This window comes from Oceanisphaera marina (assembly GCF_014643915.1).
GTDB classification, from domain to species: Bacteria; Pseudomonadota; Gammaproteobacteria; order Enterobacterales; family Aeromonadaceae; genus Oceanimonas; species Oceanimonas marina.
The window spans coordinates 80,972-106,795 of sequence record NZ_BMKE01000002.1; the positions used below are offsets into that span (position 1 = coordinate 80,972).

Consider the following 25,824-nt stretch of genomic DNA (forward strand, 5'->3'; position numbering starts at 1 on the left):
AGACGTATGCGCATGGTTAACACTCTTCCTACTTTTTTGCTCGCCGCCGTGGTGTCTTTTGGCAGCCAGGCTCAAACTCTGGCTCCCATGATCCCGGAAGCGCCCTCGATTGCGGCCAAGTCCTATGTACTGATGGACTATGCCAGCGGCCAGGTACTGGTTTCTCATAACGCCGAGCAAAAACTGCCGCCGGCCAGCCTGACCAAAATGATGACCTCTTACATACTGGGCCAGGCGTTGCAGGAAGGTAAGGTCAAGCGCGACGACATGGTGACCATCAGCGAAGCAGCCTGGGCACAGCACTTCCCCGGTTCGTCGGTGATGTTTCTGGAAGTTGGCAAAGAAGTCAGCGTAGACCAGCTGAACCGCGGCATTATCATTCAGTCCGGTAACGATGCCACCGTAGCCATTGCCGAGCATCTGGCCGGCAGCATCAACTCCTTTGCCGACTTGATGAACGCCTGGTCGGCTCGTCTGGGCATGAAAGACAGCCACTTCGTGACTCCTCACGGCCTGCACAGCGATGATATGTTCACTACCGCCTATGACATGGCCTTGCTGGGTCAGGCCCTGATCCGTGATGTGCCGGAAGAATATAAAATCTATTCCGAAAAATCCTTTACCTATAACGGCATCACTCAGCATAACCGCAACTCTTTGCTGTGGGACAAGTCGCTGCAGGTAGACGGCATTAAAACCGGTCACGTAGAAGCCGTGGGTTACAACCTGGTCTCCTCAGCCACCAAGGAAGACATGCGCCTGATTGCCGTGGTAATGGGTGCCAGCAGTGAGCGGATGCGGGCCTCGGAAAGCAAAAAGCTGCTGACCTACGGTTTTCGCTTCTATCAAACGTTGACCCCTTACGAGGCGGGCAGCAAGTTGATGGATCAACAAATCTGGATGGGTGATAAAGACACGGTAGCGCTTGGCGTAGACAAGGCCGTGTCGGTGACCATTCCTCGCGGCCAGGCACAAAGTCTGCAAGCCGACTTTACCCTGGACAAGGCGCTGCGCGCGCCCCTGGCCAAAGGCGAGCAGGTAGGCACTCTGCATCTTAAACTGGATGATAAAGATGTAATGACCATGCCACTGGTTGCCCTGGAAGATATTGAGCAGGGTGGCATTTTCAGCCGCATGATCGACTACATCAAGCTGCTGGTAAAAGACCTGTTCAGCTGATGCCAACGGGTATCCTATAGGTCACAGGCCGGAAGCTTGCTTCCGGCTTTTTAATGCCGGTTGGCTTGCCTTATCAACTTGCCGGTTTAAGCGCCGCCGATTTTATGGTAAAAATGTGACCTGGGTAATAAATACATCTCGCCCATTTTAAATACAGCAGGTAGTAAAGATTGCTATGAACTCCCAACTAAACACCAAATTTGATGAGTACCTCGAGTTTCCCTGCCGCTTTCCCTTCAAGATACTGGGGCTGGCCGATGAACGTCTGCCCGACATGGTCGTTGAAGTGTTGCAACAGTACGCACCTGGCGATTACAGCCCTCAGGTGCGTCCCAGCAGCAAAGGCACTTACCATGCGATTACAATACAGGTCACCGTAAACAGCAAAGAGCACATTGAAACGCTGTATCAGAAGCTGGGTGAACTGGAACTGGTCAAGTACGTACTCTAGGACAAGCACGATGGCGCAGGATAAACTAACCGTCAGACACTGGGGTAAAGCCTCTTACGAGCACGTCTGGCACACCATGCAGGCCTTTACCGACCAGCGTGACCAGGACACCCAGGACGAACTCTGGTTGGTTGAACACCTGCCCGTTTTTACCCAGGGACAGGCTGGCAAGGCCGAACATATCCTCAATGTGGGTGACATTCCACTGGTGCAAACCGACAGAGGCGGCCAGGTCACCTACCATGGCCCCGGCCAGCTGGTCTTGTATATGCTGCTGGATGTGCGTCGTAAAAAGCTGGGCGTACGCCATCTGGTGACCAGCATGGAAAATGCCATTGTGGGTCTGCTGGCGGACTACCAGATAGAAGCCTACGCCAAACCCGATGCTCCGGGTGTGTATGTTGGCGATTGCAAAATTGCCTCGCTGGGCCTTCGCGTACGCCGAGGCTGCACTTTTCATGGCCTGGCGCTGAACGTGAATATGGATTTGACCCCTTTTTTGCGGATCAATCCCTGCGGCTATGCCGGCATGGCCATGACCCAGTGCAGTGCACTGGGTGGCCCACAAACACTAGATGAAGCTCAGTCCCGACTGGTACCCAAACTGGCAGAACAGCTTGGCTATCAACATCTCTACTACACCACAGAGAAGCTGAAATTATGAATAAACCTGTACGCGTAGAGCCCGGCGTAAAATTACGAGACGCCGATAAAATGGCTCTGATCCCGGTCAAGTTCATGCCGGAGGCAGACGAAGAAGTGCTGCGCAAGCCGGACTGGATGAAGATCAAACTTCCTCCCAGTAATCAGCGCATACAGGAACTGAAAAGTATCATGCGCGAGAACAACCTGCATTCGGTATGCGAAGAGGCCTCCTGCCCCAACCTGCCCGAGTGTTTTAACCACGGTACCGCGACCTTCATGATACTGGGTGCTATTTGTACCCGCCGTTGCCCGTTTTGCGATGTTGCCCACGGTCGCCCGCTGGCCGTCGATCCGGAAGAGCCGGCAAAGCTGGCCAAGACCATCAAGGAACTGAAGCTTAAGTATGTGGTGATCACCTCGGTTGACCGAGACGACCTGCGTGACGGCGGTGCCCAGCATTTTGTTGACTGCATTCGCGCCATTCGCGAGCAAAGCCCGAATACCAAGATTGAAATTCTGACCCCCGACTTTCGGGGTCGCATGGACACGGCACTGGAGATTTTCAAAGATACGCCGCCAGATGTGTTCAACCACAACCTGGAAACCGCGCCGCGTCTGTATCGCGTGGCCCGCCCGGGCGCCGATTATAAATGGTCACTGGAACTGCTGCGTCGCTTTAAAGAAATGCACCCGCAGGTGGCCACCAAGTCTGGCGTCATGATGGGACTGGGTGAAACCAACGAAGAAATCGCCGAGGTGCTCCAGGATCTGCGTGATCATAATGTGACCATGCTGACGCTGGGCCAGTACCTGCAGCCAAGCCGCCATCACCTGCCGGTGAAGCGCTATGTGCCGCCAGCAGAGTTTGACGAGCTAAAGGTATTCGCCGACAGCATTGGCTTTAGCCACGCCGCCTGCGGACCCTTCGTGCGCTCGTCTTATCATGCCGATCTGCAAGCCCAGGGTGTGGAAGTTAAATAAGCCTTGCGCCAGTCAGATACAGAAAAGGAGCCTTGCGGCTCCTTTTTTATTGTCTGGTGAAAATGGTAAAAGATGAACAGAGAACACCCAACCTGCAGATTAGTGGCTCTTACTCTTCACCCTTCACTCATCACTCATCACCTAATTAAGCCTGGCGACGGGCGGTCACCGCGTCGGCCAACTGCGCCAGCAGGGTTTCGGTATCGTCCCAGCCAATGCAGGCATCGGTAATGCTCTGGCCGTAGGTCAGCTCGCCGCCTTCTTCAAGATCCTGACGGCCTTCAACCAGATGGCTTTCTACCATTACGCCCATGATCGCCTGCTGCCCGGCGGCCAGCTGCGCGCTCACGTCCTCAGACACCACCATCTGGCGCTGGTATTGTTTGCTGCTGTTGGCATGGCTGAAGTCGATCATGACTTTCTGTGGCAGGTCGGCTTTTGCCAATGCAGTGCAGACCGCATCTACATGCTCGGCACTGTAGTTGGGCTCTCGGCCACCCCGTAGAATGATATGACAATCCGGATTGCCCGCGGTTTGCACGATGGCCGAATGCCCCAGCTTGGTCACCGACAGAAAATGATGCGCGGCACTGGCGGCACCAATGGCATCGGCCGCGACCTTGATGGTGCCGTCGGTACCGTTTTTAAAGCCCACCGGACACGACAGGCCAGAAGCCAGCTCGCGATGCACCTGAGACTCGGTGGTACGGGCACCAATGGCGCCCCAGCTCATCAAGTCCGCCATATATTGCGGCGTGATCATGTCGAGAAATTCACTGGCGGTAGGAATACCCAGATCGTTGAGATCCAACAACAACTTGCGGCCCATGCGTAAACCGTCGTTGATCTGAAAGCTGTTATCCAGATAAGGGTCGTTGATCAGCCCCTTCCAGCCCACAGTCGTACGCGGCTTTTCAAAATAGACGCGCATCACCACTTCCAGGCGATCGACATACTGATCGCGAAGCACTTTAAGCTTTTTGCCATACTCGATGGCGGCCTCGGTATTGTGAATAGAACAAGGTCCAATAACCACCAGCAGACGATCATCCTCGCCAACTAAAATACGATGAATAGCCTGGCGCGACTCAAAGACAGTGGCCGAGGCCGTGGCGGTAGCTGGATACTTTTCCAGAACCGCAATGGGCGGCAACAGTTCTTTGATTTGATTAATACGGATATCGTCGGTTTGAAAATACATGAGCAACCCTGCTTACAATGTTTGAGCCCCTGGCCCACTTTATATCGAAAAGACTGGTTTTTAATCTATCCCGAGCAAGGGCCGACTGTAAACGCTCAATTGGCGCTATCGGGCAATTGTTTGCCGTAATACCGTAAAATTTCTGCAAAAGCACGGTGTTCGTCGAAATATAGAGCAGCCATGCTCATATTCTCATCTGTAACACCTGCATCGGTTTTGCGGGATCCGCGCCGCGACTGGACAACACCGGCCATGCAATGGGAATATGCAAACAGATTCCCTGTATGAGATAAATCATGAGCTACATTCTGACCGATGCCGACAAAACAGCCGCACAAACCCTGCGTGATGACGAACGTTTCAATCACTTCGTTAACAAGGTATGCGAGCACGATGAAATATGGATTTTAACCGATGAGCACGGCTGCATGATGCTGACCTCGGACGATGAAGAAGACTGCATTCCGGTATGGCCGCACGCCGATTATGCCAAAGAATGGGCGGTCGACGACTGGAGCCAGTGCAAGCCAGAAGCCATTACCCTGAAGGTATGGCAGGCGCGTTGGGTACCGGGCATGGAAGACGATGAATTACTGGTCGCCGTGTTCCCGACCACGGATGCCACCGGCGTCTTGGTTGAGCCCCGTGAGCTGCAAGATGCGTTTACCCGCAAGCAAAAGCTGGGACGGCATAACTGATGCACATTTGGGTAGACGCCGACGCTTGTCCCAAGGTGATCCGCGATATTCTGTTTCGGGCCGCCGAGCGTACTCAAACGCCACTGACCATGGTGGCCAACCATTCGCTGCCCCTGCCAGGCTCTACCCTGATCAAGCAGTTACAGGTACCCAAGGGCTTTGATGTGGCCGACGATGAAATTGTGGCTCGCATCCAGCCCGGTGAAATACTGGTGACCGCCGATATTCCCCTGGCCGCCGAAGCACTGGAAAAAGGGGCCGTGGTGATAAGCCCACGCGGCGAAAAGTTTGATACCGGCACCATTAAAGCCAAGCTGACCATGCGTGATTTTATGGACACCATGCGTGCCAGCGGCGTACACACCGGCGGGCCGCCGACACTGAGCCCCGCCGATCGCCAGACCTTTGCCAACCAGCTGGACCAGTTACTGCGTTAATCCGGCTATGCGTCATAAGCTGGAAGCCGAGAGACAAGCACCGTCTTTCTTTAGCTTTCGGCTGACCGCTGTTCGCTCTCATTTAGAGGTATTTATGTTTAAGCCCCGCATGTTGAAATCCATCACCCTGAGCCTGACCACTTTGTTGCTAACCGCCTGTGCCAGCATCAGCCAATACAGTATTTCTGAAAGTGAACTTGAAAAATCCCTCTATACCTTGCTGGAACAAGAAGCGCCGCGCCTCACCCAGGGGCTGGTGGAAACCCAAATCGACAAACTGGACTTGCAGATTGGCCCCGAGAATCGCGACATAGTGCGCCTGAATCTGCAGGGAGAAACCGCCATTAACGCCCTTATCGCACGGTTTCCCGCCCAGCTGGACCTGGTCATAGAAGGTCGCCCTGTGTATGACCGCAAACAAAACGCCATCTTCCTGCGAGACTTGAATTTGTTGCAAAGCAAGGTTGATGCCTTTGGTTACAAGGGCGACATGACAATGGCATCCACCGGCATGATGCAGATAGTGCGCTCCATTCTTGAAAACCAGCCTATCTATCGCCTCGAGGGCAGCCGCTATTCCTGGCTGAGCAAAACCCCGGTTGGCCTGACCATAGCCCCCGGCCGCTTTATTCTCAGCCCTAAATTCAGCGATTGACCCAGGACTGATCCAGAATCGTCACGCTGATCTTGATTCAGTATCGGCATGACGGCTTAGGTATCTTCTTTATTTTTGGCGCCGTTTAAAGGGCGCCATAAATAGCCGTAGCCTATCCTCCGGCATTTGACCTACAATGGCAGTCAACATACGTAACCTCAGCCCTAACAACAGGTAGGTGTGCTATTAACTCTGCAGTCTTGATGGTGTTTATTCCCACCTTTTTCTTTGTCTCGGTGACACCCGGCATGTGCATGACACTGGCCTTGTCGCTGGGTATGACGGTGGGCGTGCGGCGCACCTTGTGGATGATGCTGGGCGAACTGGTCGGCGTGGGTCTGGTGGCCTGTCTGGCCGTGGTCGGCGTGGCCGCCATCATGTTGCAATATCCCACCCTGTTTCAGCTACTCAAATACGGCGGTGGTCTGTACCTGGCATGGCTGGGTATTCAAATGTGGCGCTCCCGAGGCAAGCTCGCCTTAAGCCCGGTAGATGCCGGCCCCCGTCATATTCCGGCGCGCACCCTGATCAGTCAGGGCTTTATTACCGCCATTGCCAACCCCAAGGGCTGGGCATTTTTTATCGCCCTGTTGCCACCTTTTATCGATAACCAGGCGCCGCTTGCCGGTCAGCTGCTGATATTGATCTCCATTATTCTGTCCCTCGAGTTCACCTGCATGCTGCTATATGCCAGCGGGGGACGTACCCTGAGCCGGGTACTGCAGCAAAAGGGCAAGGTGAAACTCATGAATCGCATCGCCGGCAGCCTGATGTTGGGAGTGGCCCTGTGGCTGGCCGTCGGTTAAGCAGTCGCTTAATACCGCGCCAGCCCGCCTGGTTGGCGCTGATGCTTGTCGCCGTGGTAATCAGCCTGTGTCTGGGCCAGCGCATGGGCATGGCGACCAGCTGCCCTTATTCGGCTCATGACAGTCATGCCATCCAGGCTGTCTCTGACGCTGGCACCCAGTCGTCACCCATATCAGACTCGAACAAAACAGACGATAACGAGCGCTGCAGTCTGTCGGAGCAACTATTAAGCAAGGTGTGGAGCATGCTCGAACCCATGCTGATCGCCATTTTAGTGTTGTTGATCCTGTGGCTGCTATCGCCGCAGCAGGTCCGTTATAGCCATCGGGTTCCTCCTCCCCTCTCGTTCGCCGGTCGACGACGACACCTGGTGTTGTGCGTGTTCCGAGAATGAGATTAACGCCTGTATTAACTGTTACTTGCGTTTATTTATCGGAGACTTTATTTGTGATCAGACTTTTTACCCTATTCATGGTGCTGTTATGTGCGCCCCAGGCGCTACTTGCCGCCACAGACCCAGGTGTGCAACAGACGGGTTGGCAGCAAGCGCCGGAGCATCCCCCGGTCAAGGTGCGCCTGGTACAAACCGGGCCCTATGATGCGGCCAATAACCACTATCCCGCCCTGCTGCAAGTACGGCTCAGTGATGAGTGGAAAACCTACTGGCGCTCCCCCGGTGAAGGCGGTATTGCGCCGCGCCTCGACTGGCAATCATCAGACAATATCCAGAACGTGAACTGGCAATGGCCGGTGCCGGAGCGCTTTACCTTATTGGGCGTAGAAACCCAGGGCTACAAGCATGCAGTGGACTTTCCGCTGCAGCTCACCCCCGCCAAGCCCGGCCAGCCCGTCACCTTCAACGCCACCCTGACGCTGCCCAGCTGTACCACCATCTGCGTGCTCACCGATTATCAACTGCAGTTGCCGCTCGATGCCGATTTGGCGCTAAACGAAAGCCTGAATCATGACTATCAACAGGCCGTGTCTCGGGTGCCCAGAGCGGCCAGCCTGGTCAGTGCCGAGTCACTGGTGTGGGATGCGACCAACAAGCAGCTTGGGATCACCCTGAGTAACGACCGCGGTTGGCAGCAGCCGGCGATTTATGTGGATGAGCTCGACGAGGCTATTTTCAGTCAACCCAAGCTGTCGATTGACAAGGAGCAGCTGCACGTTCGCTTTCAGGTAAGCAGCTGGGATGACGACCTTAACCTGGACCAACGAGCGGTGGTGATCACCGCCATTGATGACGGTCTGGCCGAAGAGCTGAGCTCCAGCATCCATTCAGGTGCTCTGGCGCCCCTGGCCGAGGCCATGCCCTCGTTGGGCTGGGTATTGCTGTATGCCGTGCTGGGCGGTTTAATACTGAATATCATGCCCTGTGTGCTGCCGGTGCTGGGCCTTAAGCTGAACAGCCTGGTGCTGGGCCAGCTTAACCCGGAGTCGGGCCTGCCCCGCAGCGTTCGCGCTCCTCTGCTGTGGTCGGCATTTGGCATCATGTTGTCATTCTGGCTGTTGGCCGCCTTTATGCTGGTGCTCACCTGGTCGGGCGCGCAATTGGGCTGGGGCATTCAATTTCAACAACCGGCCTTTATCGGCTTTATGTTGCTGGTCACCGCGCTGTTCTCGCTCAATCTGTTTGGCTTGTTTGAACTGCGCCTACCTGCCCGCCTTAACACCTGGCTGGCCACGCGCCCCGGCAATGGTCATGGTGGCCATGTGCTGCAAGGCATGTTTGCCACCTTGCTCGCCACCCCCTGCAGCGCGCCTTTTCTGGGCACCGCGGTCGCCGTTGCCCTGGCCTCTTCGCCCCTGGTGCTGATTGCCATCTTTACCGGTTTGGGACTGGGCATGGCCATGCCCTGGTTGCTGCTGGCGTTATTTCCGGGCGTGATCCGTGCCTTGCCCAAGCCAGGTACCTGGATGGTAAAGGTGAAATGGCTGTTTGGTTTGATGCTGCTGGCCACCAGCCTGTGGCTGTTGTCGTTACTCAGTTATACCCTGGGCTCGGGCATCACACTGGCACTGGCTGCACTGCTGATTATTCTGCCGCTGTGGTCTTTACTGCGTCAGTACGGCGGCCGTGGCTTTATCTTTGGTCTGGCGGGCATGCTGCTGTTGGGTGCCAGTGCCGGTGTAGTAGCACTGCTCACACAATCGCATTGGGTCAGCCCGGTGAAAGACGAGCTGAATTGGCAGCCTTTGGATGCGGATCGCATCGCGACTGAGGTGGCCGCCGGCAAGCGCGTGTTTGTCGATATAACCGCAGACTGGTGTATTACCTGTCAGGCCAACAAGATAGGCGTGACGCTGCGTGACCCCGTGTATTCGGCGTTGCAGGCAGATGACATGGTGCTGATGCGTGGCGATTGGACCCGCCCCGATGCTGCCATTACCGATTACCTGCATGCCAACCAAAGAGCCGGCATTCCCTTTAATCAGGTATTTGGTCCGGGCTTGCCGCAGGGCAAGGCGCTGGAAGTCCTGCTCACCACCAACAAGGTGATCAGTGCACTGGATGAGGCTAAGTAATGGCAACCAGTAACAATAACCGCGCAGGTAAAAAAGCAGGTAAGGGGTTACTTTACCTGCTGATGATCATGGTGGTGGTCACGGCGGTGGACTTGTGGCGCAGCAAGGATTTGCCCACCGACATCGCCGCACTGGGCACCCTGACTACCTTGAATGGAGAGGTCATGGATCTGGAGGCGCTCAGCCAGGATGAACCGGTTTTGGTATACGTGTGGGCCACCTGGTGCGGCGTATGCCGCATCGTCTCGCCCATGGTGGAGTTGGTGGGTACGCCGGTAGTCAGCATAGCGCTGGCCTCGGGACACGATGCCAAGGTCGCCGGTTATGTGCGCGACAAAGGCTACGATTTCAGCGTGGTCAACGACGAGGATCACCGACTGGGGAAAACCCTGGGCATCAGCGTAACGCCCACGCTGATGGTGGCGCATAACGGCAAGCTGCGTTTCGCCACCGCCGGCATCACCACCCTGCCCGGCATGTACGCAAGGTTATGGCTGGCTCGTTTGATCGACTAAACTCACCGGTTAAAAGCTAAAGCAAAAAGGCCGCACTCATAAAGAGCGCGGCCTTTTTTATGACTCGACACCTACGGCTAAAATCAAACAGACTGAATAACAGAGCCATGTTGCTACTCTGCAAAAATCGGGTAAAGGGCACTATTCTGTCGACTCGCTCAAGTACCTCCCTGTAACGCTCAGCATATGGCATCCCTGCCATATGATGGTCGACAGAGCAGACACCCTTTACCCTCCTGTTAACAACCGAGTCGCCTGCTAGTATTGCCTCAACACAGTTCGGCGCTGCCTTTTTGTACTTTTCGTGAAGAGGAGACTACCCAGCTGCCTCTGATCCGCGGTACTTATCAAAGAATCCGAGAGAAACAAACCAGCAAAGCTGGTTCAGCCAGCTAAAGCAAGCTGCTACAAAAGCCACGATGTTCTTCTGCATCGTCAGCAGAAAACCTGCATTTTTCACCTTCGCTGATTTAACAGTAACGAAAACCTCCGACACTGCTTTATTATCTGGCTTGGCATCCCTGCTATCGGCGATGCTTTACTTCATAGGGGCAGTCAACATCGGGTTACATCAAAAAGGGGCGAGTTGGACGACTTGCCCAAAATGTCAGGGTCGAGGCAAAAACAGCCAGAAGATACGCAAAAAAGTGCGCCTCGGCTATCAGGCGGCCGTGGCTCAATTTGAAAAAAGCGGCGGCCAGGGCTCGGCACCGGTTCGCCCCAAGGGTCATCTGTCTTTATGCCTGAACTGTAGCGGGTCCGGACTGATCACCGCGGAGCATCCTCCCGTTGCCGATACCACAAGCTACCCACAGGTGGCGATTATTGGTGGCGGCATCGGCGGCGTGGCACTGGCGGTGGCCTGCCTGCATCGCGGCATTCCCTTCACCCTTTATGAACGAGACAGCGGCTTTAACACCCGCTCTCAGGGTTACGGGCTCACCTTGCAACAGGCGAGCAAAGCGATAGAGGGCCTGGGGATTTTCTCGTTGGCAGCCGGGGTCATATCCACCACCCATGTCGTTCATACTACCGATGGCAAAGTGATCGGCGAATGGGGAGTAAGAAAGGGGCTGCATCCGGATGCAAAAACAGCGCCCAAGCGCACCAATGTGCATATCGCCCGTCAGTCCTTACGCCTGGCACTGCTTGAACAACTGGGTGGCCATGATGCAGTGCAATGGGGCCACCAGTTGCTCGACTTTAAAGAGGGCGTGAGTGAAAACGACGGTGTTGAACTGCGCTTTCTAGTAAACGGCGAGCTCAAGCACGCCAGGGCAGACCTGGTGGTAGGCGCGGATGGTATTCGCAGTGCCGTGCGCAGATTGTTGATCGGTGAAGATACAACCCCGCTGCATTATCTGGGGTGCGTGGTGATATTGGGTATTTGCCCCTTGAGTGCCCTCAAGGGGGTTGATAGCACCTTGCTGGACTCGGCCACGGTATTTCAGACTGCCAATGGCAACGAGCGTATTTACATCATGCCTTATGACGCAGACTCTGTGATGTGGCAATTGAGCTTCCCCATGCCCGAAGCTGACGCCAGAGCCTTGAGTGCCCAAGGCGCGCACGCCCTCAAGGCCGAAGCCTGCAGACGAACCCAGTGGCACTCGCCCATACCGCAGATTCTGGCAGCCACCCTGGAGGATCAGGTGTCTGGCTATCCCGTGTATGACCGTGAATTACTGCAACCGGCATTGCTGGAGCAGGCAGGTGCCGTGACGCTGATTGGCGATGCGGCTCACCCCATGAGCCCGTTCAAAGGCCAGGGAGCCAATCAAGCGCTGCTGGATGCGCTGGCACTGGCGCGAGGGATATTTCAAGGCTGCAGGCCACTATCGCAATGGCGAACGGTGGGCATTAGGGAAAGTGTATTATCAGGATTTGAAGCCGCCATGCTGGAGCGCAGTGCTGCCAAAGTGACAGATTCAGCCGAAGCTGCACAGTTTCTGCATTCCGATATCGTGCTTCATGAAGGTGATGAACCACGGGGCCGGTGCCGCAAGAAAGAAGATAAAGAAAAATAAGTCATCAAAGCTGCATCTTGAATACGCGGCTTTTTTGAATCTTTCGCTCTGCAAGTTTTGCCGTATAGTTGTCGATATCTATTCCTGAATAGGTATAATGCACGCCGACTTATAACCAAAAGTCATATCCTAAGGGGTGGCAGTCACGACTGCCTGAGATGCGCATTATGCGAACCCTTTGAACCTGATCCGGCTAATACCGGCGTAGGAATAGGAAGCCGCAACGCCCTGCCCTGCTCTTGTTGTTACCGGGTTTTCGTACGTATACGGAGACTTGAAGTGCCTAAATTGATCCCTTTTTCCTTATCAGCCATTGCCTTGAGCCTGATGACTGCGCTGCCAGCACAGGCTGCCGACAACCAGGACGGCGTTTACACCCTGGCCCCCACCCTGGTGACCTCCAGCTTTCGCGAAGACAGCCTGCAAGACACCGCCAGCAGCGTCAGCGTGCTGGATGAAGCCGAGCTAAACAAGCCCGGCAACAACCATCTGGAAGATGTGCTTGCCCAAACGCCCAACGTCAACCTAAGTGCCGGCGCCTCTCGCGGCAAGTATTATCAAATTCGCGGTGTGGGCGAACGCAGCCAGTTCATCGGCGTGGTTAATCCCTCGGTAGGCGTACTGGTAGACGGCATAGACATGAGCGCTATGACCATGGGCGCCACCCTGCTGGATGCCAATCAAGTAGAAGTATTACGTGGCCCGCAGAGCAGCCTGTATGGCTCCAACGCCCTGGCTGGCCTCATTAATATTCGCGCCAACGAGCCTACGGATACTCTGGAAGGCAATGTGGAAGTTACGGTGGCCGAGTACAACACCCATAATCTGGCCGCCGCCATGGGTGGTCCTATAAGCGATAAAGTCTCATATCGAGTTGCAGCGCAGCGTAATACCAGTGACGGCTTTATCAACAACGATTATCTGAATCGCGACGACACCAACAACATTGACGAGACCCTGCTGCGTACCAAGTTCCGCATTGCCGCCAGCGACGATCTGGACCTGGATCTGACCGCCTTCTACGCCAATATCGACAACGGTTACGATGCCTTTTCCCTCGACAACAGCCGCCATACCCTGTCGGATAATCCGGGTCACGATCGCCAGGAAACCCTGGCACTGTCGGGAAAAAGCAGCTGGTATGGCATCAGCGCCTTCATTCTGGAAACCGCGCTCAGCGTGAACAAGAGTGAACTGGAATACGGCTTTGATGTGGACTGGACTTACCCCGGTTTGCATCCGGACACCTACAGCGCCACCGACAATTACTACCGTGAAGAACGTGGAGCCACCGCCGATGTACGCTTCATCTCTACCGAAGAATCCATGCTGTTCAACGACACTACCGAGTGGACCGGCGGCCTCTATTACTTTCATCGCAGCTCGGATCTGAATCGTGAGTACACCTATCTGTCCAGCAATTTTACCAGTGAATATGAGGCTAACCGATTTGCCGGCTATGGCGAGCTGGAAACAGCACTGACCGACAAACTGACCTGGATAAATGGCGTGCGACTGGAGCAAGACCGCACCTTTTATAGCGATAGCGACGGTAACCGCAGCAAGCCCACGGATCTGTTGTGGGGAGGCCGGCTAGCGCTGGAATATCAGACCAGTGACAGCCAGATGCTGTATGCACTGATCGCTCGAGGCTACAAGGTCGGCGGCTATAACTCCAATGGCGACCTGCCCAACGCACTGCGTGATTTTGCCGCCGAAACCCTGTGGAACTACGAACTGGGCACCAAGCACAACCTGCTGAATGACAGCCTGCAGACACAGGTCGCGATATTCTTTCAACAGCGGGACGACGCACAAATCAACGCCTCGCGCACCGTGATACGTCCCGACAACTCCAGTACTTATACTGACTATACTGCCAACGCCGAGCAGGCATACAGCTATGGTCTGGAAGCCCAGGCTCAGTGGCAGGCCACCGACGCCGTGCGGTTGCACGGTAGCCTGGGGTTGCTGAACACCCAACTGGAAGAGTCCGGCGCCAACTTTGATGGTCGCGATGCAGCACACGCTCCCGAATATCAATTCGCTCTGGGTGTAAGCCTGGACCACGGACGCGGCTGGTTTTCTGGCCTGGACGTGGAAGGCAAAGACCAGTTTTACTTCTCCGACGATCACAATGCGCGATCCGATGCCTATGCCTTGTTGAGCGCCCGTCTGGGCTACCAGCAGGATAACTGGAGCGTCACCCTGTGGGGCAAAAACCTCACCGATGAAGAGTACGCGGTGCGTGGCTTTCAGTTCCCCAACGATCCTCGCAAGGGCTACATCACAGAGCAATACGTACAGCTGGGCGCACCGCGCATGTTTGGGGTAACCACCAAGCTCGCGTTTTAAACGACGCCACCGGCGTTAACCGTCATGCCCGCAACTTTCGTTTGCTGGCAAGGCCGACCATAAAAAAGGCCGCACTCTTGAGAGTGCGGCCTTTCTTTTTCGCTCTGCACCGGCTTAAAACAGTACGCGGCGACCCTTGATGCAATTACGACAAACCGGCTCGCCCTGTAGCGACCCCAGCAGCTCGGGAGCGCTGCGCTTGCCACAATAACTACACTCATGAAACGACTTCAAACGCAGTGCTATGGTGTCTTCTACCAATGTCAGCAACTCTTCCAAGGTGCCATTACGTGCTTCCACAACCCCCTGAGAGGTCGGTTTGGCGGTATGAATATCGTGATGACGCCACTGAATAGCCGGCAGTAACACATCAACCTTGTCGTGCTGAAAGGCCACTATCACCAGCGTGGGGTCGCCAATAAACAAAGTTTGCGCGCCTTGTACCGAATAAGGCAGCTGGCTTTTGAGATGCTGGCGCCAGGTTTCAAGAACAGGCGGCAATGGCATGGCCAGCAGCAAGGCGTCCAACAGCTTGGATGGCATAAAGTCCTCTCTTCACCGGACATAGGCGGCCAAGGCCGCCTATGTCTCTACATAACCGTATATCATTGACCGCTACGAACGGATCAGATAATCCGCCTGACCAATCCATTTGTAGCTGGTCAGTTCTTCCAGCCCCATGGGGCCGCGCGCATGCAGCTTCTGGGTAGAGACTGCCACTTCGGCTCCCAGGCCAAACTGGGCACCGTCGGTAAAGCGGGTAGAAGCATTCACATAAACCGCCGCCGAAGGAGCACCATTGATGAAACGCTCGGCACTCGCCATGCTGTTGGTAAGAATAGCATCGGAATGGCTGGCGTTGTGGCGACGCAAATGTGCCAGCGCCGCATTCACATCAGGCACCAGTTTTACGCCCAGGGTCAGGCCCAGCCATTCGGTATCAAAGTCGCCTTCTACCGCCGCCCGCACCTTGGCAGGGCCCGAGCTTAACAATGCCAGTGCGTCAGCATCCGCAACCAGTTCCACCTTCTTGCTGGCCATCCGTTCACTCAATAACGGCAAGATACTGGCCGCAATGGCGTCATGTACCAGCAGCGTGTCTATGGTGTTGCACACGCTGGGGCGCTGGGTCTTGGCATTATCAATCACCTCGATGGCGCGCAGCACATCGGCACTGTCATCGACAAAAATATGACCGATGCCGTAACCGCCAATAATCACCGGTATGGTGGCCTGCTCTTTGCACAATTTGTGCAGGTTGGCGCCACCGCGCGGGATGATCATGTCCACATACTGATCCAGCTTCAATAATCCGCTTACCCACTCGCGACCGGGCTCGCTGATGTATTGCACCGCACTTTCGGGCAACTGGCTGGCGGTCAGCGCCTGCTGGATCACTTTCACCAGCTCTTGATTGGTATGAAAGGTTTCTCGCCCGCCGCGCAGAATACTGGCATTGCCGGTTTTCAGACACAGGGCGGCAATGTCGATGGTCACGTTGGGGCGTGCTTCATAAATCACCCCGATGACGCCCAGCGGCACCCGGCGGCGCGACAAACGCATGCCGTTTTCCAGCATCCGACTGTCCAGCTCGCTCCCCACAGGGTCGGGCAGAGACACCACATTGCGTACGTCGCTGGCAATGGCCGCCAGTCGCTCCGGGTTCAACATCAGTCGATCCAGCATGGCATCGCTGATGCCACTCTCGCGGGCCGCATTCAGATCTTGCTGGTTGGCAGCCAAAATACGTTCTGCCGCGGCTTCCAGTGCATCGGCCATCACCAGCAGCGCCTGGTTTTTTACCTGGGTAGAGCTGTCGGCCAGGACATAAGCGGCATCCCGTGCCGCCTGTCCCATCTGTTCCAGATTCATACTATCTCCTACAAAAGCACCAAATCGTCTCGGTGAATGGCCACATTGCCGTAGCCATGCCCCAACAATGATTCAATCTGCTCTGAGTGCTGTCCTTTGATAAGATTCAGGTCGAGGGCATCGTAACGGCAAATGCCTCGAGCCAGTTCGCGCCCTTCCGGGTTGACGATGCGCACCGCTTCGCCACGGCGAAAACGCCCTTCAATACGTACTATGCCCTTGGGCAGCAGGCTGGAGCCTTTTTCACGCACCGCCTTGACGGCACCGGCATCAATATGAATTTCGCCATGGGGCGGGGGCCCGGCCAGAATCCAGCGTTTGCGGCTTTCCAGCGGGGTCGCCAGTGCCGGAAAACGCGTGCCGATGCGCTCGCCTTCAGCCAGGCGCCCGATCACTTCCGGTACCTGACCGGTAGCAATCACCACATCGATTCCGGCCCGGCGGGCCACGTCTGCCGCCTGTAGCTTGGTGGCCATGCCGCCGGTACCCAAGCCACCAATGCTGCCACCGGCCAGCTTGCGCAGGGTATCGTCTATGGTTTGCACTTCTTCAATCAGTTGCGCCTTGGGGTCGTTGCGCGGATCGGCGGTAAACAGCCCCTTTTGATCGGTGAGCAGGATCAACAACTCGGCCTCGGCCAGAATCGCCGCCCGAGCCGACAGATTATCGTTGTCACCGACCTTGATCTCGTTAGTGGCCACCGCATCGTTTTCGTTGATCACCGGAATAATGCGGTGATCCAGCAGGGCACGCAGCGTATCGCGGGCATTAAGATAGCGTTCGCGGTCTTCCAGATCGGCGCGAGTCAGCAGTATTTGCCCCACATGCAGCCCATACAGATTAAACAGTGACTGCCAGGTTTGAATCAGCTGGGTCTGGCCCACGGCGGCCAGCATCTGCTTGTTGGCCATGGTGTTGGCCAGGGTCGGAAAGCCCAGGTGTTCACGCCCGGCGGCGATAGCCGCCGACGTAACCACAATAATATGATGGCCAGCCCGGTGCAGGCTGGCACATTGACGCACCAGTTCTACCATGTGCGCGCGATCCAGATAACGGGTGCCGCCGGTGAGTACACTGGTACCCAGTTTTACAACTATGGTTTTGCCTTTCATGGAACGCCTTGCGGCTCCTTACTAACAGCAATGCCGGCAAAGCCGGCAAGATAATAAAATGAGGCGCATTCAGGCCAGTGAACCAAGCATTCAGATGATCACCACAAGCAATAATGAACCTAGGCCAAGCTTAACAGATGATCTTTTCCGAGTGCAGGTGATGGACGCGCATTGAGTGATAAACCGTCCAGACAGCCTTCCAGTTTATCGTAAAAGTCACGCAGGGTGCGCGCTACTTCTGTCTGGTGCTTCTTGGGCAGTGCTCGTTCTTGCCATTCGCCGCTGGCATCAAAAAAGCCAAGCTGGTAATAAAATTCGAAATTCTCGCCGTCTTCCGTGCTTAGCGTTAACCACCAGCCCCAAAACTCGCGAGCCTGGGGCTCGGCTTTGGCACTGACACACACCGACAGGCAATCAAAAAAATATTCGGATTCATTCGACTTAAGTTCCCGAAGGTACGGACCTATGGCGGTAAACTTACGTACTAATTTACGATGAGCAACCTTATCTATGGACATGCAACCTCCCTGTTAACTTGCCTATATGTAACGCTTTTTCGTGCGGGGGTAAAGGCCGCTCGGGGTGGTTGCTAGAAAAAACGCCGATATTTGGCCGAGGTGTGAAGCCAGAGGGATTACAAGGCGAATAAATGATACCGCGGCGACTTGCACCCGCATCGTCAAGGCAGGAAAGGGCTGGTCATTTTCAGATATGAAAAAGGCTCCTGAGGAGCCTTTTTAGCCTGGTGTTATGCTTTTTCCTGGTCACATAAGGGGGTGGCAAATACCACGCCCATATCCCAGGGCTGTTCTATCCAGGTATCCTGGCCAACTCGGACTTCAAAATCATCGACCAGCGGTTCGCCCTTTGGTTTGGCGAACACGGTAATAAACTTGGCTTTAGGGTACATCTCACGAATAACACGGGCAGTGTTACCTGTGTCCACCAGGTCGTCGACGATCAAAAAGCCTTCGCCATCGCCATTGGCTTGCTTGAGCACTTGCAAGTCTGCACGTTGCTGGTTGTGATCGTAGCTGGAGATACACAGAGTATCCACATGGCGAATTCCCAGCTCACGCGCCAAAATAGCAGCGGGAACCAAACCGCCACGGCTCACGGCAATAATACCTTTCCACTGGCTGGCAGGTAGCTGACGCTCAGCCAGTTTACGCGTTTCGCGCTGAAATGAGTCCCAGGTGACGACGAATTTATTGGACATAAAAGAACCTTTGGGTGTTGGCTTCGAGACAAGATGGACACCGCTGCCGCTTTTTTATACTTAAAACACAGTCACTATGGACTCGTCTTAGTCAATCCGCGAGCAAACAATGGCCGTATTATAGTGATACCACCCATTCTTGACCAGAGTTACAGCTTTTTTATTGGCTTAACCGTCACTCTCCGCAGTGGAGTGCGGCACAACACTCGCCTCGCACACCACATGAACATCGCATTATTGAAATATCGCCTCATTTTGCATTGCAATTTTCTTTAGGATAGGGATAGCTATATCACTACGGATGCTATCTCTCGTTAAAGTAAAGGAATATGGATGTGTTTTTACTTCGCTCACTTTCTATCGCCAAACGACTGTATCTAAACCTGTTACTGCTGTCTGTCGGCATCATCACTATCACACTGTTAACATTATGGCTGTTCTACAACAGCATGATTGAGGAAAAGCGAACCCAGGTGCGTCACCAGGTTGAGTCGACGGTGAGCCTGGTCAATTATTTTCACCAGCAACAGCAGCAAGGTCAGCTTACCGAACCACAGGCCCAGCAGCAGGCATTGGCCGCCATCGCCACATTGCGCTATGGCAACAACGACTATTTCTGGGTAAATGACGACCACCCGCGCATGATACTTCACCCCATGAACAGCAAATTGAATGGTGAGGACATCAGCAAGTTTACCGATCCGAATGGCAAGGCGCTGTTTGTGGAAATGGTGCAACAAGTACGCAACTCAGGCCAGGGATTCGTAGATTACATGTGGCCCAAACCGGGTCTGGCCAAACCGGTAGATAAAATTTCCTACGTACAAGGGTTTGCTCCCTGGGGATGGATTATTGGCACCGGGCTGTATGTGGACGATGTACAGACACAACTCACCAGCATAGCCGGTAAAATACTGATGGTGGTGGTGGGGCTGGGTGCCATCGCCATGCTGGTCGCCTTCGCCCTGATCCGCAGCATACTGCACCCCATGAGCGACACGGTAACCGCCCTGCAGAATATTTCCCACGGCGAGGGTGACTTGCGTCAGCGCCTGAATGAAGGCGGAAAGGATGAAGTCACGCAACTGAGTAAAAGCTTCAATGAATTTTGCTCTCGCCTGGCGCAAACCGTACGCAAATTGTCCCCCATCAGCCAGGAAGTGAACGCCGCCGCCGCCCGGCTGGCCGACATAGTGAGCCACAACCGCGGGGTATCCGAACAACAGTCCCGTGAAACCGAGCAGGTGGCTGCCGCCATGAACGAAATGATGGCATCAAGTCAGGAAGTGGCCAATGCCGCCGAGCAAGCGGCCACCTCCAGCCACGATTCTGCCACCGCGGCTCAACGGGGAGCACAGATGGTTGAGCGTACTCGTGAAGAGTCTTCCAGCCTGGTGAATGAATTGGTTGATACCCAGCAGCGCCTGGGCTCCCTGGCTGCACGTTCGCAAGAGATCGGCACCGTGCTGGAGGTGATCCGGGCCATTGCCGAGCAGACCAACTTGCTGGCATTGAACGCCGCCATTGAAGCTGCTCGCGCCGGTGAACAAGGACGAGGCTTCGCGGTCGTGGCCGATGAAGTCCGTAACCTTGCCACCCGCACCCAAAGCTCTACCGATGAAATAGAAGACATCATTCAACGCCTGCAACAGGAAGCCGGTGCCACCGTGAAGCATATGGAAAGCCTGATGCAACGGGCAAAAGACACCCAGGAAACGGCCAATCAAGCCGGTGAAGCGTTGCAGGCCATCAACCAGAGCATGGCACTGATCAATGATATGAACAGCCACATTGCCACCGCTGCCGCAGAGCAACGACAAACCACGGCGGAAATCAGCGAAAGCTTGAATCGGCTCAGTGAACTGGCGGAAGAAAGTCGCATTAAAACCCAGGAAACCGATCATGCAGGCGAAACCCTCTCCAGCCTTGGGCATCGTCTGACGGAAGAAATGCAAACCTTCAAAGCTTGATATCAGGACTATGAACGAACAGGGGGCGGCGGTAAGCTAGCGGCTCCCTTTTATGTCGCTTTATTGGAAGGTATGTATTCATGTCCAGCATTACTCAGCTTTCTCCGCGCCTGTTATGGCAGTTTTTCGACACCTTATGCAGCATCCCGCACCCTTCTGGCCATGAAGCTGCCGTTCGTCAGTGGATAACCGGCTGGGCACAAGAGCGCGGGCTGGCCGTCATGCAAGACACCATTGGTAATCTCATAATCAGTAAAGCCGCGACCCCGGGCATGGAAAAACGCCAGGGCGTAATCCTGCAAGCGCACATGGACATGGTGCCCCAGGCCAATGCCGACACCGATCACGACTTCACCACAGATCCAATACAGCCTTATATAGATGGCGACTGGGTACGTGCCCGTGGTACGACCCTGGGCGCGGATAACGGCATCGGGCTGGCCGCTTGCCTGGCTGTGCTGGCAGATGACAAGGTGCCGCACGGTCCACTGGAAGTCTTACTGACCGTAGATGAAGAAAGCGGCATGACCGGTGCCTTCGGTCTGGAGCCCGGTATATTGCGAGGCAGTATTTTACTGAATACCGATTCCGAGCAGGATGGCGATGTGTACATGGGATGTGCCGGTGGCGTGGATGTCAACATTGAACTGCCCTATCAAGCCGAGTCGGTGCCGGCGCAGCATCATGCCATGCGTTTGAATATCAAGGGCTTGCGCGGTGGTCACTCCGGTATCAATATTCATCAGGGACGGGCCAGCGCCAACAAGCTGCTGGCCGAGCTGTTGAATGACATTGCCGAGCACCCGGCTATTCGCCTGTCCGAGGTCAGTGGCGGCACCCTGCGTAACGCCATCGCCCGCGAAGCCAGCGCCCTGCTCACTCTGCCTGACGAGTCGGCAAACCTGTTAAACGAACTGGTGGCGGCGCGTCAGCAACAATACCGGCAAGAATTCAATGGTATCGATGATTTTATCAGTCTCGAGCTGGTCGCAGCCGAACTTCCTGACCGCGTAATGAGCACCAGCCTGCAGCAAAAACTCAGTGCCGCCCTGCTGGCCTGCCCCCATGGCGTGATGGCCATGAGCCGCGAGATGGAAGGCGTAGTGCAAAGCTCGACCAACCTGGGGGTTATTGGCACAGGGCCTGAGCATATTCATGTGCAGTGCCTGGTACGCTCACTAAGCAATATCGGCCGCGATCGCGTCGCCGCCATCACTAGCGCCGTGTTTCGTCTGGCCGGAGCCCGGTGTCGGCTGGATGGGGCTTATCCCGGCTGGCAGCCCAACCCCCAGTCGGCCATAATGCGAGCGGTATTGAATACCCACGAAGAGCTGTTTGGCGTGGTGCCACAAGTCAAGGTGATCCATGCAGGTCTGGAGTGTGGGCTGTTCAAAGCCACCTACCCCCATTGGGATATGGTGTCGTTTGGCCCGACCATTCAGGGCGCGCACTCTCCGGACGAACGAGTGCACATTGAAGCCGTATCTCGCTTCTGGCAATTATTGGTGCGGGTGTTACGCCAGATCCCGGAAGCGTAATGAGGAAATGGGACTGGGGAATCGGGAATGGGGAATGGGGAATGGGGAATGGGGAATGGGGAATGGGGAATGGGGAATGGGGAATGGGGACGATGAAGTTCCAACGTCAGCGCTCGACCAGGGCCGTGCAAATCGAGTATTAAAACGGCGTTTTTTAGCTTATGCTTTTGTCCATTCCTACTCGAGGTGTCCGTTATGAAAATCTTCTCTTTCAAACCAGCCCATACCTGCCTGTTGTTGTCACTGTTGGCGGCTCCGGCCATGGCCGATAATATTTTCAGCGGCATTATCAACTTTGGTCGCGAAGTGCTGGATGAAACACGCAAGCTGGCTCCCGGCATTCAGGATGATCGCCGTCATGAAACATCGGCCACCGTCAGGGCCACCCCGGATGATGGACGCGACTATCCTGCCCTGGAATCCTCGGGTTCAAACGTGAATGTTGGCCAGACGGGCTCTCATAACAACGTCGTCGTTGGCGAAGCGCCTGCCATGCAGCCTGCTTCTCCCACCGCCAATCAAGGCTGGCAGTTTGTGGAGGAGGATCACCTGAAATAGCAGCACAAAACCTGGAAACAGCGGGTTTAACCCTGACATTTTAGGGGTTTTATATTACCAGATAAGCTGATAGGGTAATCAGGGTCTGTTGACCTTTCGAGATGATTTTTGCAGCAGTTTGTGGCGTCTTTATACAAGGCAGCGCTTATGCCGTGTAGTGACTCTCCATAAATAAGCGGTAACGCAGTAGAAAGACGCCACAAGCGCTGCCCTTCGGGTTCGGCTAAACGCGTTTTTCTCTTTGTTGAGCGGGCTTTGCTTAGAATGACTAGGCTACAACCCGCTCGCCGCGATAAAAACGCGTTTAACTCGAACAAAACTTAACCTCGAAAGGTCAATAGACCCTAAACATCAGCAAAAGAATAACGGAGCAAACATGAAAAACCCTTCAATTGCCCTGTTTCTTGCACTGAGCGCGGGTTATTTAGGTGCCGCTACGGCCGACCCGATTACGGATAAAACAGCAGTTATGGGCAAGGAAGCCATCGCCAACAGTGATGAAACAAGCCAGCTTGAATCACAAGCAACAGCAGACAAGACTCAAACCCACTGGGTAGATCGCAAGACAAACCGCAACACCTGGCCTGTGCTTTAACTTCACACGCATTTTTACAGGCCGACCTTGTAATATTCACGCTGCTAAAGCATGAGCGGATCACCAACCAAAACTCAGCTGTTCGCTTTGAGCGGCTTTATCCTCTGAATAATGATCCAGCTCTACGCTGACCCCAACCAGCCGTACGCTTCGCCCGTTGGCGCGGTGCCACGCCTCGGCACACAGTTGCTCGGCCAAGCTGGCATCAGGTAGGCTGCAGCGGCGAGAAAGCGTCGTCTGGGTAAAGTCATCGAACTTGAGCTTGATACACAACCCCTTGATCGCTCTGCCATTGAGCCTTTTTATCAGCTCTGGCCATAACCCCGACAATACCTCTATGCCTTGCTCGACCCGCTGAATATCGGTGATCAGCGTGGTTTCCACGCCAACGGACTTTCGGATACGATGGGGCTGTACTTCTCGCTCATCAATGCCTTGGGCGCGCAGCCACAAGGCACCGCCAAACTTGCCAAAACGACGCACCAGCTCGGCCTCCCCTACCTCGGCCAACTGTCCGCAATGGGTCAAGCCTATTGCGGACAGCTTTTGTGCCGTCTTGCTGCCGACGCCGGGCAGCTTGGTCAGCGGCAATTCACGTACAAAATCGGCAACCGCCGAGGGCGGCAGCACAAACAGGCCATCAGGTTTGTTTTCATCGGAGGCAATTTTGGCAAGAAACTTGTTAGGCGCGACACCAGCAGAGGCGGTCAGCTGCAGCTCGTCGCTGATGGTGCGGCGAATATGCTCGGCGATACGGGTGGCACTGCCGGCAAACCAGGGGCTGTCGGTCACATCCAGGTAGGCTTCATCCAGAGAAAGGGGTTCAACCAGGTGGGTATAACGATGGAAAATCTCGCGTATTTGCTGCGATACCGCCTTGTAGGCAGCCATGTTGCCCGATATCAGCAATAAATGAGGGCAGCGCTGTAGCGCTTGGTGACTGGACATGGCCGAGTGAATGCCAAAGGCACGAGCGGGATAATTACAGGTGGCAATCACGCCCCGTCGGCTGGCACTGCCGCCGATGGCCATGGGAATATCACGCCACTCGGGGTGAGCGCGCATTTCCACCGCGGCATAAAAGCAGTCCATGTCGACATGAATGATTTTTCGCATAACGGCAATGCGGGGATTAGGGAATAGGGACTCGGGAATGGAAAACAGCGCCCCTAATCACCAATCCCTAATCACCAATCCCTGGGGTGTTAAATTATGCGGTTTTCACCCAGCATCTGACGACGGGCTTCTTCCTTGGCGAGCTTCTTCTTGCGGCTGGCACAAGGGTCCGGGCAATCGCAGGCTTTTTCGATGCCCACACCGCCCAGACCGCCACAGGATCCGGCAATGGTCTTGCGCTGAATGATATAGCCAATCGCCATCGCAAAAATAACCAGGGCAAAGACCGCAAACGTTACCAGAAAATACAGCATATCAACCTCTTGAATACTTCTTGAAGGCACTGGTCATATCTACTCTAAAGCCATCTTCCGTTTTGGTCAGCAGATACACCGCCAGCTCGTGTTGCTCGGCAAAGGCAAGGGCTTGCTCCGGCCCCATCACGGTTAGCGCAGTGGCTAATCCGTCTGCAATCATACAGGAGGGATGGATGACTGTCACCGATGCCAGGGCGTGCGTGATGGGCTGGCCCGTGGTGGGATCTATGGTATGGGACAAGCGTCGCCCGTCCAGCTCGTAGTAATTGCGATAATCACCCGAGGTGGCCACGGCGTTGTTGCCCGCTACCACCACCTGCTGTACGGAGCCGGTGCCATTACCCGGTTTTTCCACTGCCACCGTCCAGGGCTTTCCATGACCATTTACACCACTCAGGCGCAGCTCACCGCCAATTTCCACCAGATAATCGCTCAGCCCCTGTGACGACAGATATTCTGCCACCATGTCCACACCAAACCCTTTGGCAATGGACGACAGGTCGACATACAGCTCGGGATTCTGCTTGTGCAGATAAGCGCCTGCAACATCGTACTCCACACTCAAAAATTCCAGTCCGGTACGCGCTTTCACCTGGCTTAACTGCTGCTCGCTCGGGATCCGAATCGGTCTGGCATCCGGGCCAAAACCCCATAGATTCACCAGTGGGCCCACGGTGACATCCAGCTTGCCCTCGGTCAATTGGCCCAGCTTCAGAGCAGCCGTGACCACTTTGGCCGTATCGGCAGACACCTCAAACCGCCCGGCCTCGGCAAACTGATTGAAGCGGCTCAGCTCGGAGTCATGACGATAAGTCGACATCTGGTCGTTCACCAATTCCAGACGACGGTCAATTTCCTGCTGCAGCGCTTGCGCCCTGGCCTCGTCAATATCAGTGATTTTAATGGAATAATAAGTGCCCATGGTATTACCGGTCAGATGTTGTTCCGGGGAAACCAGGGGCGCCTTGGTGTCGGCCGGTTTGCACGCGACCAATAAAAAGGCCAGCCCCAGTGGGGCCAGCCATTTAGTTATATAAGAACTCATCA

At 55.1% G+C, this 25,824-nt stretch carries 26 protein-coding genes and 1 riboswitch; of the genes, 17 read left to right on the plus strand and 9 right to left on the minus strand.

Annotation, left to right across the window (positions count from 1 at the left end; all coding sequences use genetic code 11):
* Positions 1-12: 12 nt before the first annotated feature.
* The 4 genes from IEW52_RS01675 (at position 13) to lipA (ending at position 3,256) form a co-directional block, all read left to right on the plus strand.
* Complete coding sequence (locus IEW52_RS01675) at positions 13-1,179, plus strand: serine hydrolase (protein WP_373286208.1); 1,167 nt, start codon at positions 13-15, stop codon at positions 1,177-1,179.
* A 175-nt stretch (positions 1,180-1,354) separates the two neighbouring features.
* Positions 1,355-1,630: a DUF493 family protein YbeD gene (gene ybeD, locus IEW52_RS01680; protein WP_188628343.1), complete on the plus strand. Its 276-nt coding sequence runs from the start codon at positions 1,355-1,357 to the stop codon at positions 1,628-1,630.
* 10 nt (positions 1,631-1,640) lie between these two features.
* Positions 1,641-2,294, plus strand: a complete 654-nt coding sequence (gene lipB / locus IEW52_RS01685) for a lipoyl(octanoyl) transferase LipB (protein ID WP_188628344.1) — start codon at positions 1,641-1,643, stop codon at positions 2,292-2,294.
* Complete coding sequence (gene lipA / locus IEW52_RS01690) at positions 2,291-3,256, plus strand: lipoyl synthase (RefSeq protein WP_188628345.1); 966 nt, start codon at positions 2,291-2,293, stop codon at positions 3,254-3,256. Before lipB ends, lipA begins: the two co-directional genes overlap by 4 nt.
* A 145-nt stretch (positions 3,257-3,401) precedes the next feature.
* On the opposite strand, the gene aroG is transcribed toward lipA, so the two are convergent.
* Entirely contained in the window at positions 3,402-4,457 is a 1,056-nt protein-coding gene (gene aroG / locus IEW52_RS01695; protein ID WP_188628346.1) for a 3-deoxy-7-phosphoheptulonate synthase AroG, read from the minus strand.
* Positions 4,458-4,753: 296 nt separating this feature from the next.
* Between aroG and IEW52_RS01700 the strand changes: the two genes are divergently transcribed.
* The 9 genes from IEW52_RS01700 (at position 4,754) to IEW52_RS01740 (ending at position 14,480) form a co-directional block, all read left to right on the plus strand.
* Positions 4,754-5,155, plus strand: a complete 402-nt coding sequence (locus IEW52_RS01700; protein ID WP_188628347.1) for a DUF2750 domain-containing protein — start codon at positions 4,754-4,756, stop codon at positions 5,153-5,155.
* Positions 5,155-5,592, plus strand: a complete 438-nt coding sequence (locus IEW52_RS01705) for a YaiI/YqxD family protein (RefSeq protein ID WP_188628348.1) — start codon at positions 5,155-5,157, stop codon at positions 5,590-5,592. The genes IEW52_RS01700 and IEW52_RS01705 overlap by 1 nt, the downstream gene beginning before the upstream one ends.
* 94 nt (positions 5,593-5,686) lie before the next feature.
* Positions 5,687-6,247, plus strand: a complete 561-nt coding sequence (locus tag IEW52_RS01710; protein ID WP_229667744.1) for a YceB family lipoprotein — start codon at positions 5,687-5,689, stop codon at positions 6,245-6,247.
* A 203-nt stretch (positions 6,248-6,450) separates the two neighbouring features.
* On the plus strand, positions 6,451-7,053 hold the full coding sequence (locus tag IEW52_RS01715; RefSeq protein ID WP_188628349.1) for a LysE family translocator: 603 nt from the start codon (positions 6,451-6,453) through the stop codon (positions 7,051-7,053).
* A complete protein-coding gene (locus IEW52_RS01720) occupies positions 7,035-7,448 on the plus strand; it encodes a hypothetical protein (protein WP_229667745.1) in 414 nt (137 codons plus the stop codon). Before IEW52_RS01715 ends, IEW52_RS01720 begins: the two co-directional genes overlap by 19 nt.
* A gap of 53 nt (positions 7,449-7,501) precedes the next feature.
* Positions 7,502-9,583 carry a protein-disulfide reductase DsbD family protein gene (locus IEW52_RS01725; RefSeq protein ID WP_229667746.1) on the plus strand — a complete coding sequence of 694 codons (2,082 nt, stop codon included), beginning with the start codon at positions 7,502-7,504 and terminating at the stop codon, positions 9,581-9,583.
* Positions 9,583-10,098, plus strand: a complete 516-nt coding sequence (locus tag IEW52_RS01730) for a protein disulfide oxidoreductase (RefSeq protein WP_188628350.1) — start codon at positions 9,583-9,585, stop codon at positions 10,096-10,098. The genes IEW52_RS01725 and IEW52_RS01730 overlap by 1 nt, the downstream gene beginning before the upstream one ends.
* A gap of 671 nt (positions 10,099-10,769) precedes the next feature.
* Complete coding sequence (locus tag IEW52_RS01735; protein ID WP_229667747.1) at positions 10,770-12,125, plus strand: FAD-dependent oxidoreductase; 1,356 nt, start codon at positions 10,770-10,772, stop codon at positions 12,123-12,125.
* A 122-nt stretch (positions 12,126-12,247) separates the two neighbouring features.
* Positions 12,248-12,353, plus strand: a riboswitch (TPP riboswitch).
* Between the two features lie 51 nt (positions 12,354-12,404).
* Positions 12,405-14,480: a TonB-dependent receptor gene (locus IEW52_RS01740; protein ID WP_188628352.1), complete on the plus strand. Its 2,076-nt coding sequence runs from the start codon at positions 12,405-12,407 to the stop codon at positions 14,478-14,480.
* Positions 14,481-14,594: 114 nt separating this feature from the next.
* Here the strand turns inward: IEW52_RS01740 and IEW52_RS01745 are convergent, their stop codons facing one another.
* From IEW52_RS01745 to gpt, 5 genes are all read right to left on the minus strand, one after another.
* Positions 14,595-15,023: a hypothetical protein gene (locus IEW52_RS01745; protein WP_188628353.1), complete on the minus strand. Its 429-nt coding sequence runs from the start codon at positions 15,021-15,023 to the stop codon at positions 14,595-14,597.
* A 72-nt stretch (positions 15,024-15,095) separates the two neighbouring features.
* Entirely contained in the window at positions 15,096-16,352 is a 1,257-nt protein-coding gene (locus tag IEW52_RS01750; RefSeq protein ID WP_188628354.1) for a glutamate-5-semialdehyde dehydrogenase, read from the minus strand.
* An 8-nt stretch (positions 16,353-16,360) separates the two neighbouring features.
* Positions 16,361-17,464, minus strand: a complete 1,104-nt coding sequence (gene proB, locus IEW52_RS01755; protein ID WP_188628355.1) for a glutamate 5-kinase — start codon at positions 17,462-17,464, stop codon at positions 16,361-16,363.
* A 119-nt stretch (positions 17,465-17,583) separates the two neighbouring features.
* Positions 17,584-17,982: a sigma factor-binding protein Crl gene (gene crl, locus IEW52_RS01760; protein WP_188628356.1), complete on the minus strand. Its 399-nt coding sequence runs from the start codon at positions 17,980-17,982 to the stop codon at positions 17,584-17,586.
* Between the two features lie 230 nt (positions 17,983-18,212).
* Positions 18,213-18,683 (minus strand): xanthine phosphoribosyltransferase, encoded by a 471-nt coding sequence (gpt, locus tag IEW52_RS01765; protein ID WP_188628357.1) that lies wholly within the window; start codon positions 18,681-18,683, stop codon positions 18,213-18,215.
* 335 nt (positions 18,684-19,018) lie between these two features.
* Here gpt and IEW52_RS01770 point away from each other — a divergent pair, with 335 nt between their 5' ends.
* The 4 genes from IEW52_RS01770 to IEW52_RS01785 all read left to right on the plus strand — a co-directional run bounded on the left by IEW52_RS01770 (position 19,019) and on the right by IEW52_RS01785 (position 23,344).
* Positions 19,019-20,653: a methyl-accepting chemotaxis protein gene (locus IEW52_RS01770; protein WP_188628358.1), complete on the plus strand. Its 1,635-nt coding sequence runs from the start codon at positions 19,019-19,021 to the stop codon at positions 20,651-20,653.
* An 80-nt stretch (positions 20,654-20,733) separates the two neighbouring features.
* Entirely contained in the window at positions 20,734-22,191 is a 1,458-nt protein-coding gene (locus IEW52_RS01775) for an aminoacyl-histidine dipeptidase (RefSeq protein ID WP_188628359.1), read from the plus strand.
* Positions 22,192-22,386: 195 nt separating this feature from the next.
* Entirely contained in the window at positions 22,387-22,749 is a 363-nt protein-coding gene (locus IEW52_RS01780) for a hypothetical protein (protein WP_188628360.1), read from the plus strand.
* Between the two features lie 376 nt (positions 22,750-23,125).
* Positions 23,126-23,344, plus strand: coding sequence for a hypothetical protein (locus IEW52_RS01785; RefSeq protein WP_188628361.1), 219 nt, complete (start codon positions 23,126-23,128; stop codon positions 23,342-23,344).
* A 60-nt stretch (positions 23,345-23,404) separates the two neighbouring features.
* Here IEW52_RS01785 and dinB read toward each other — a convergent pair whose 3' ends face one another.
* The 3 genes from dinB to IEW52_RS01800 form a co-directional block, all read right to left on the minus strand.
* Positions 23,405-24,460 (minus strand): DNA polymerase IV, encoded by a 1,056-nt coding sequence (gene dinB, locus IEW52_RS01790; RefSeq protein WP_188628362.1) that lies wholly within the window; start codon positions 24,458-24,460, stop codon positions 23,405-23,407.
* Positions 24,461-24,549: 89 nt separating this feature from the next.
* Entirely contained in the window at positions 24,550-24,774 is a 225-nt protein-coding gene (nqrM, locus tag IEW52_RS01795) for a (Na+)-NQR maturation NqrM (protein WP_188628363.1), read from the minus strand.
* A 1-nt stretch (position 24,775) separates the two neighbouring features.
* Positions 24,776-25,822: an FAD:protein FMN transferase gene (locus IEW52_RS01800; RefSeq protein WP_188628364.1), complete on the minus strand. Its 1,047-nt coding sequence runs from the start codon at positions 25,820-25,822 to the stop codon at positions 24,776-24,778.
* Positions 25,823-25,824 lie beyond the last annotated feature (2 nt).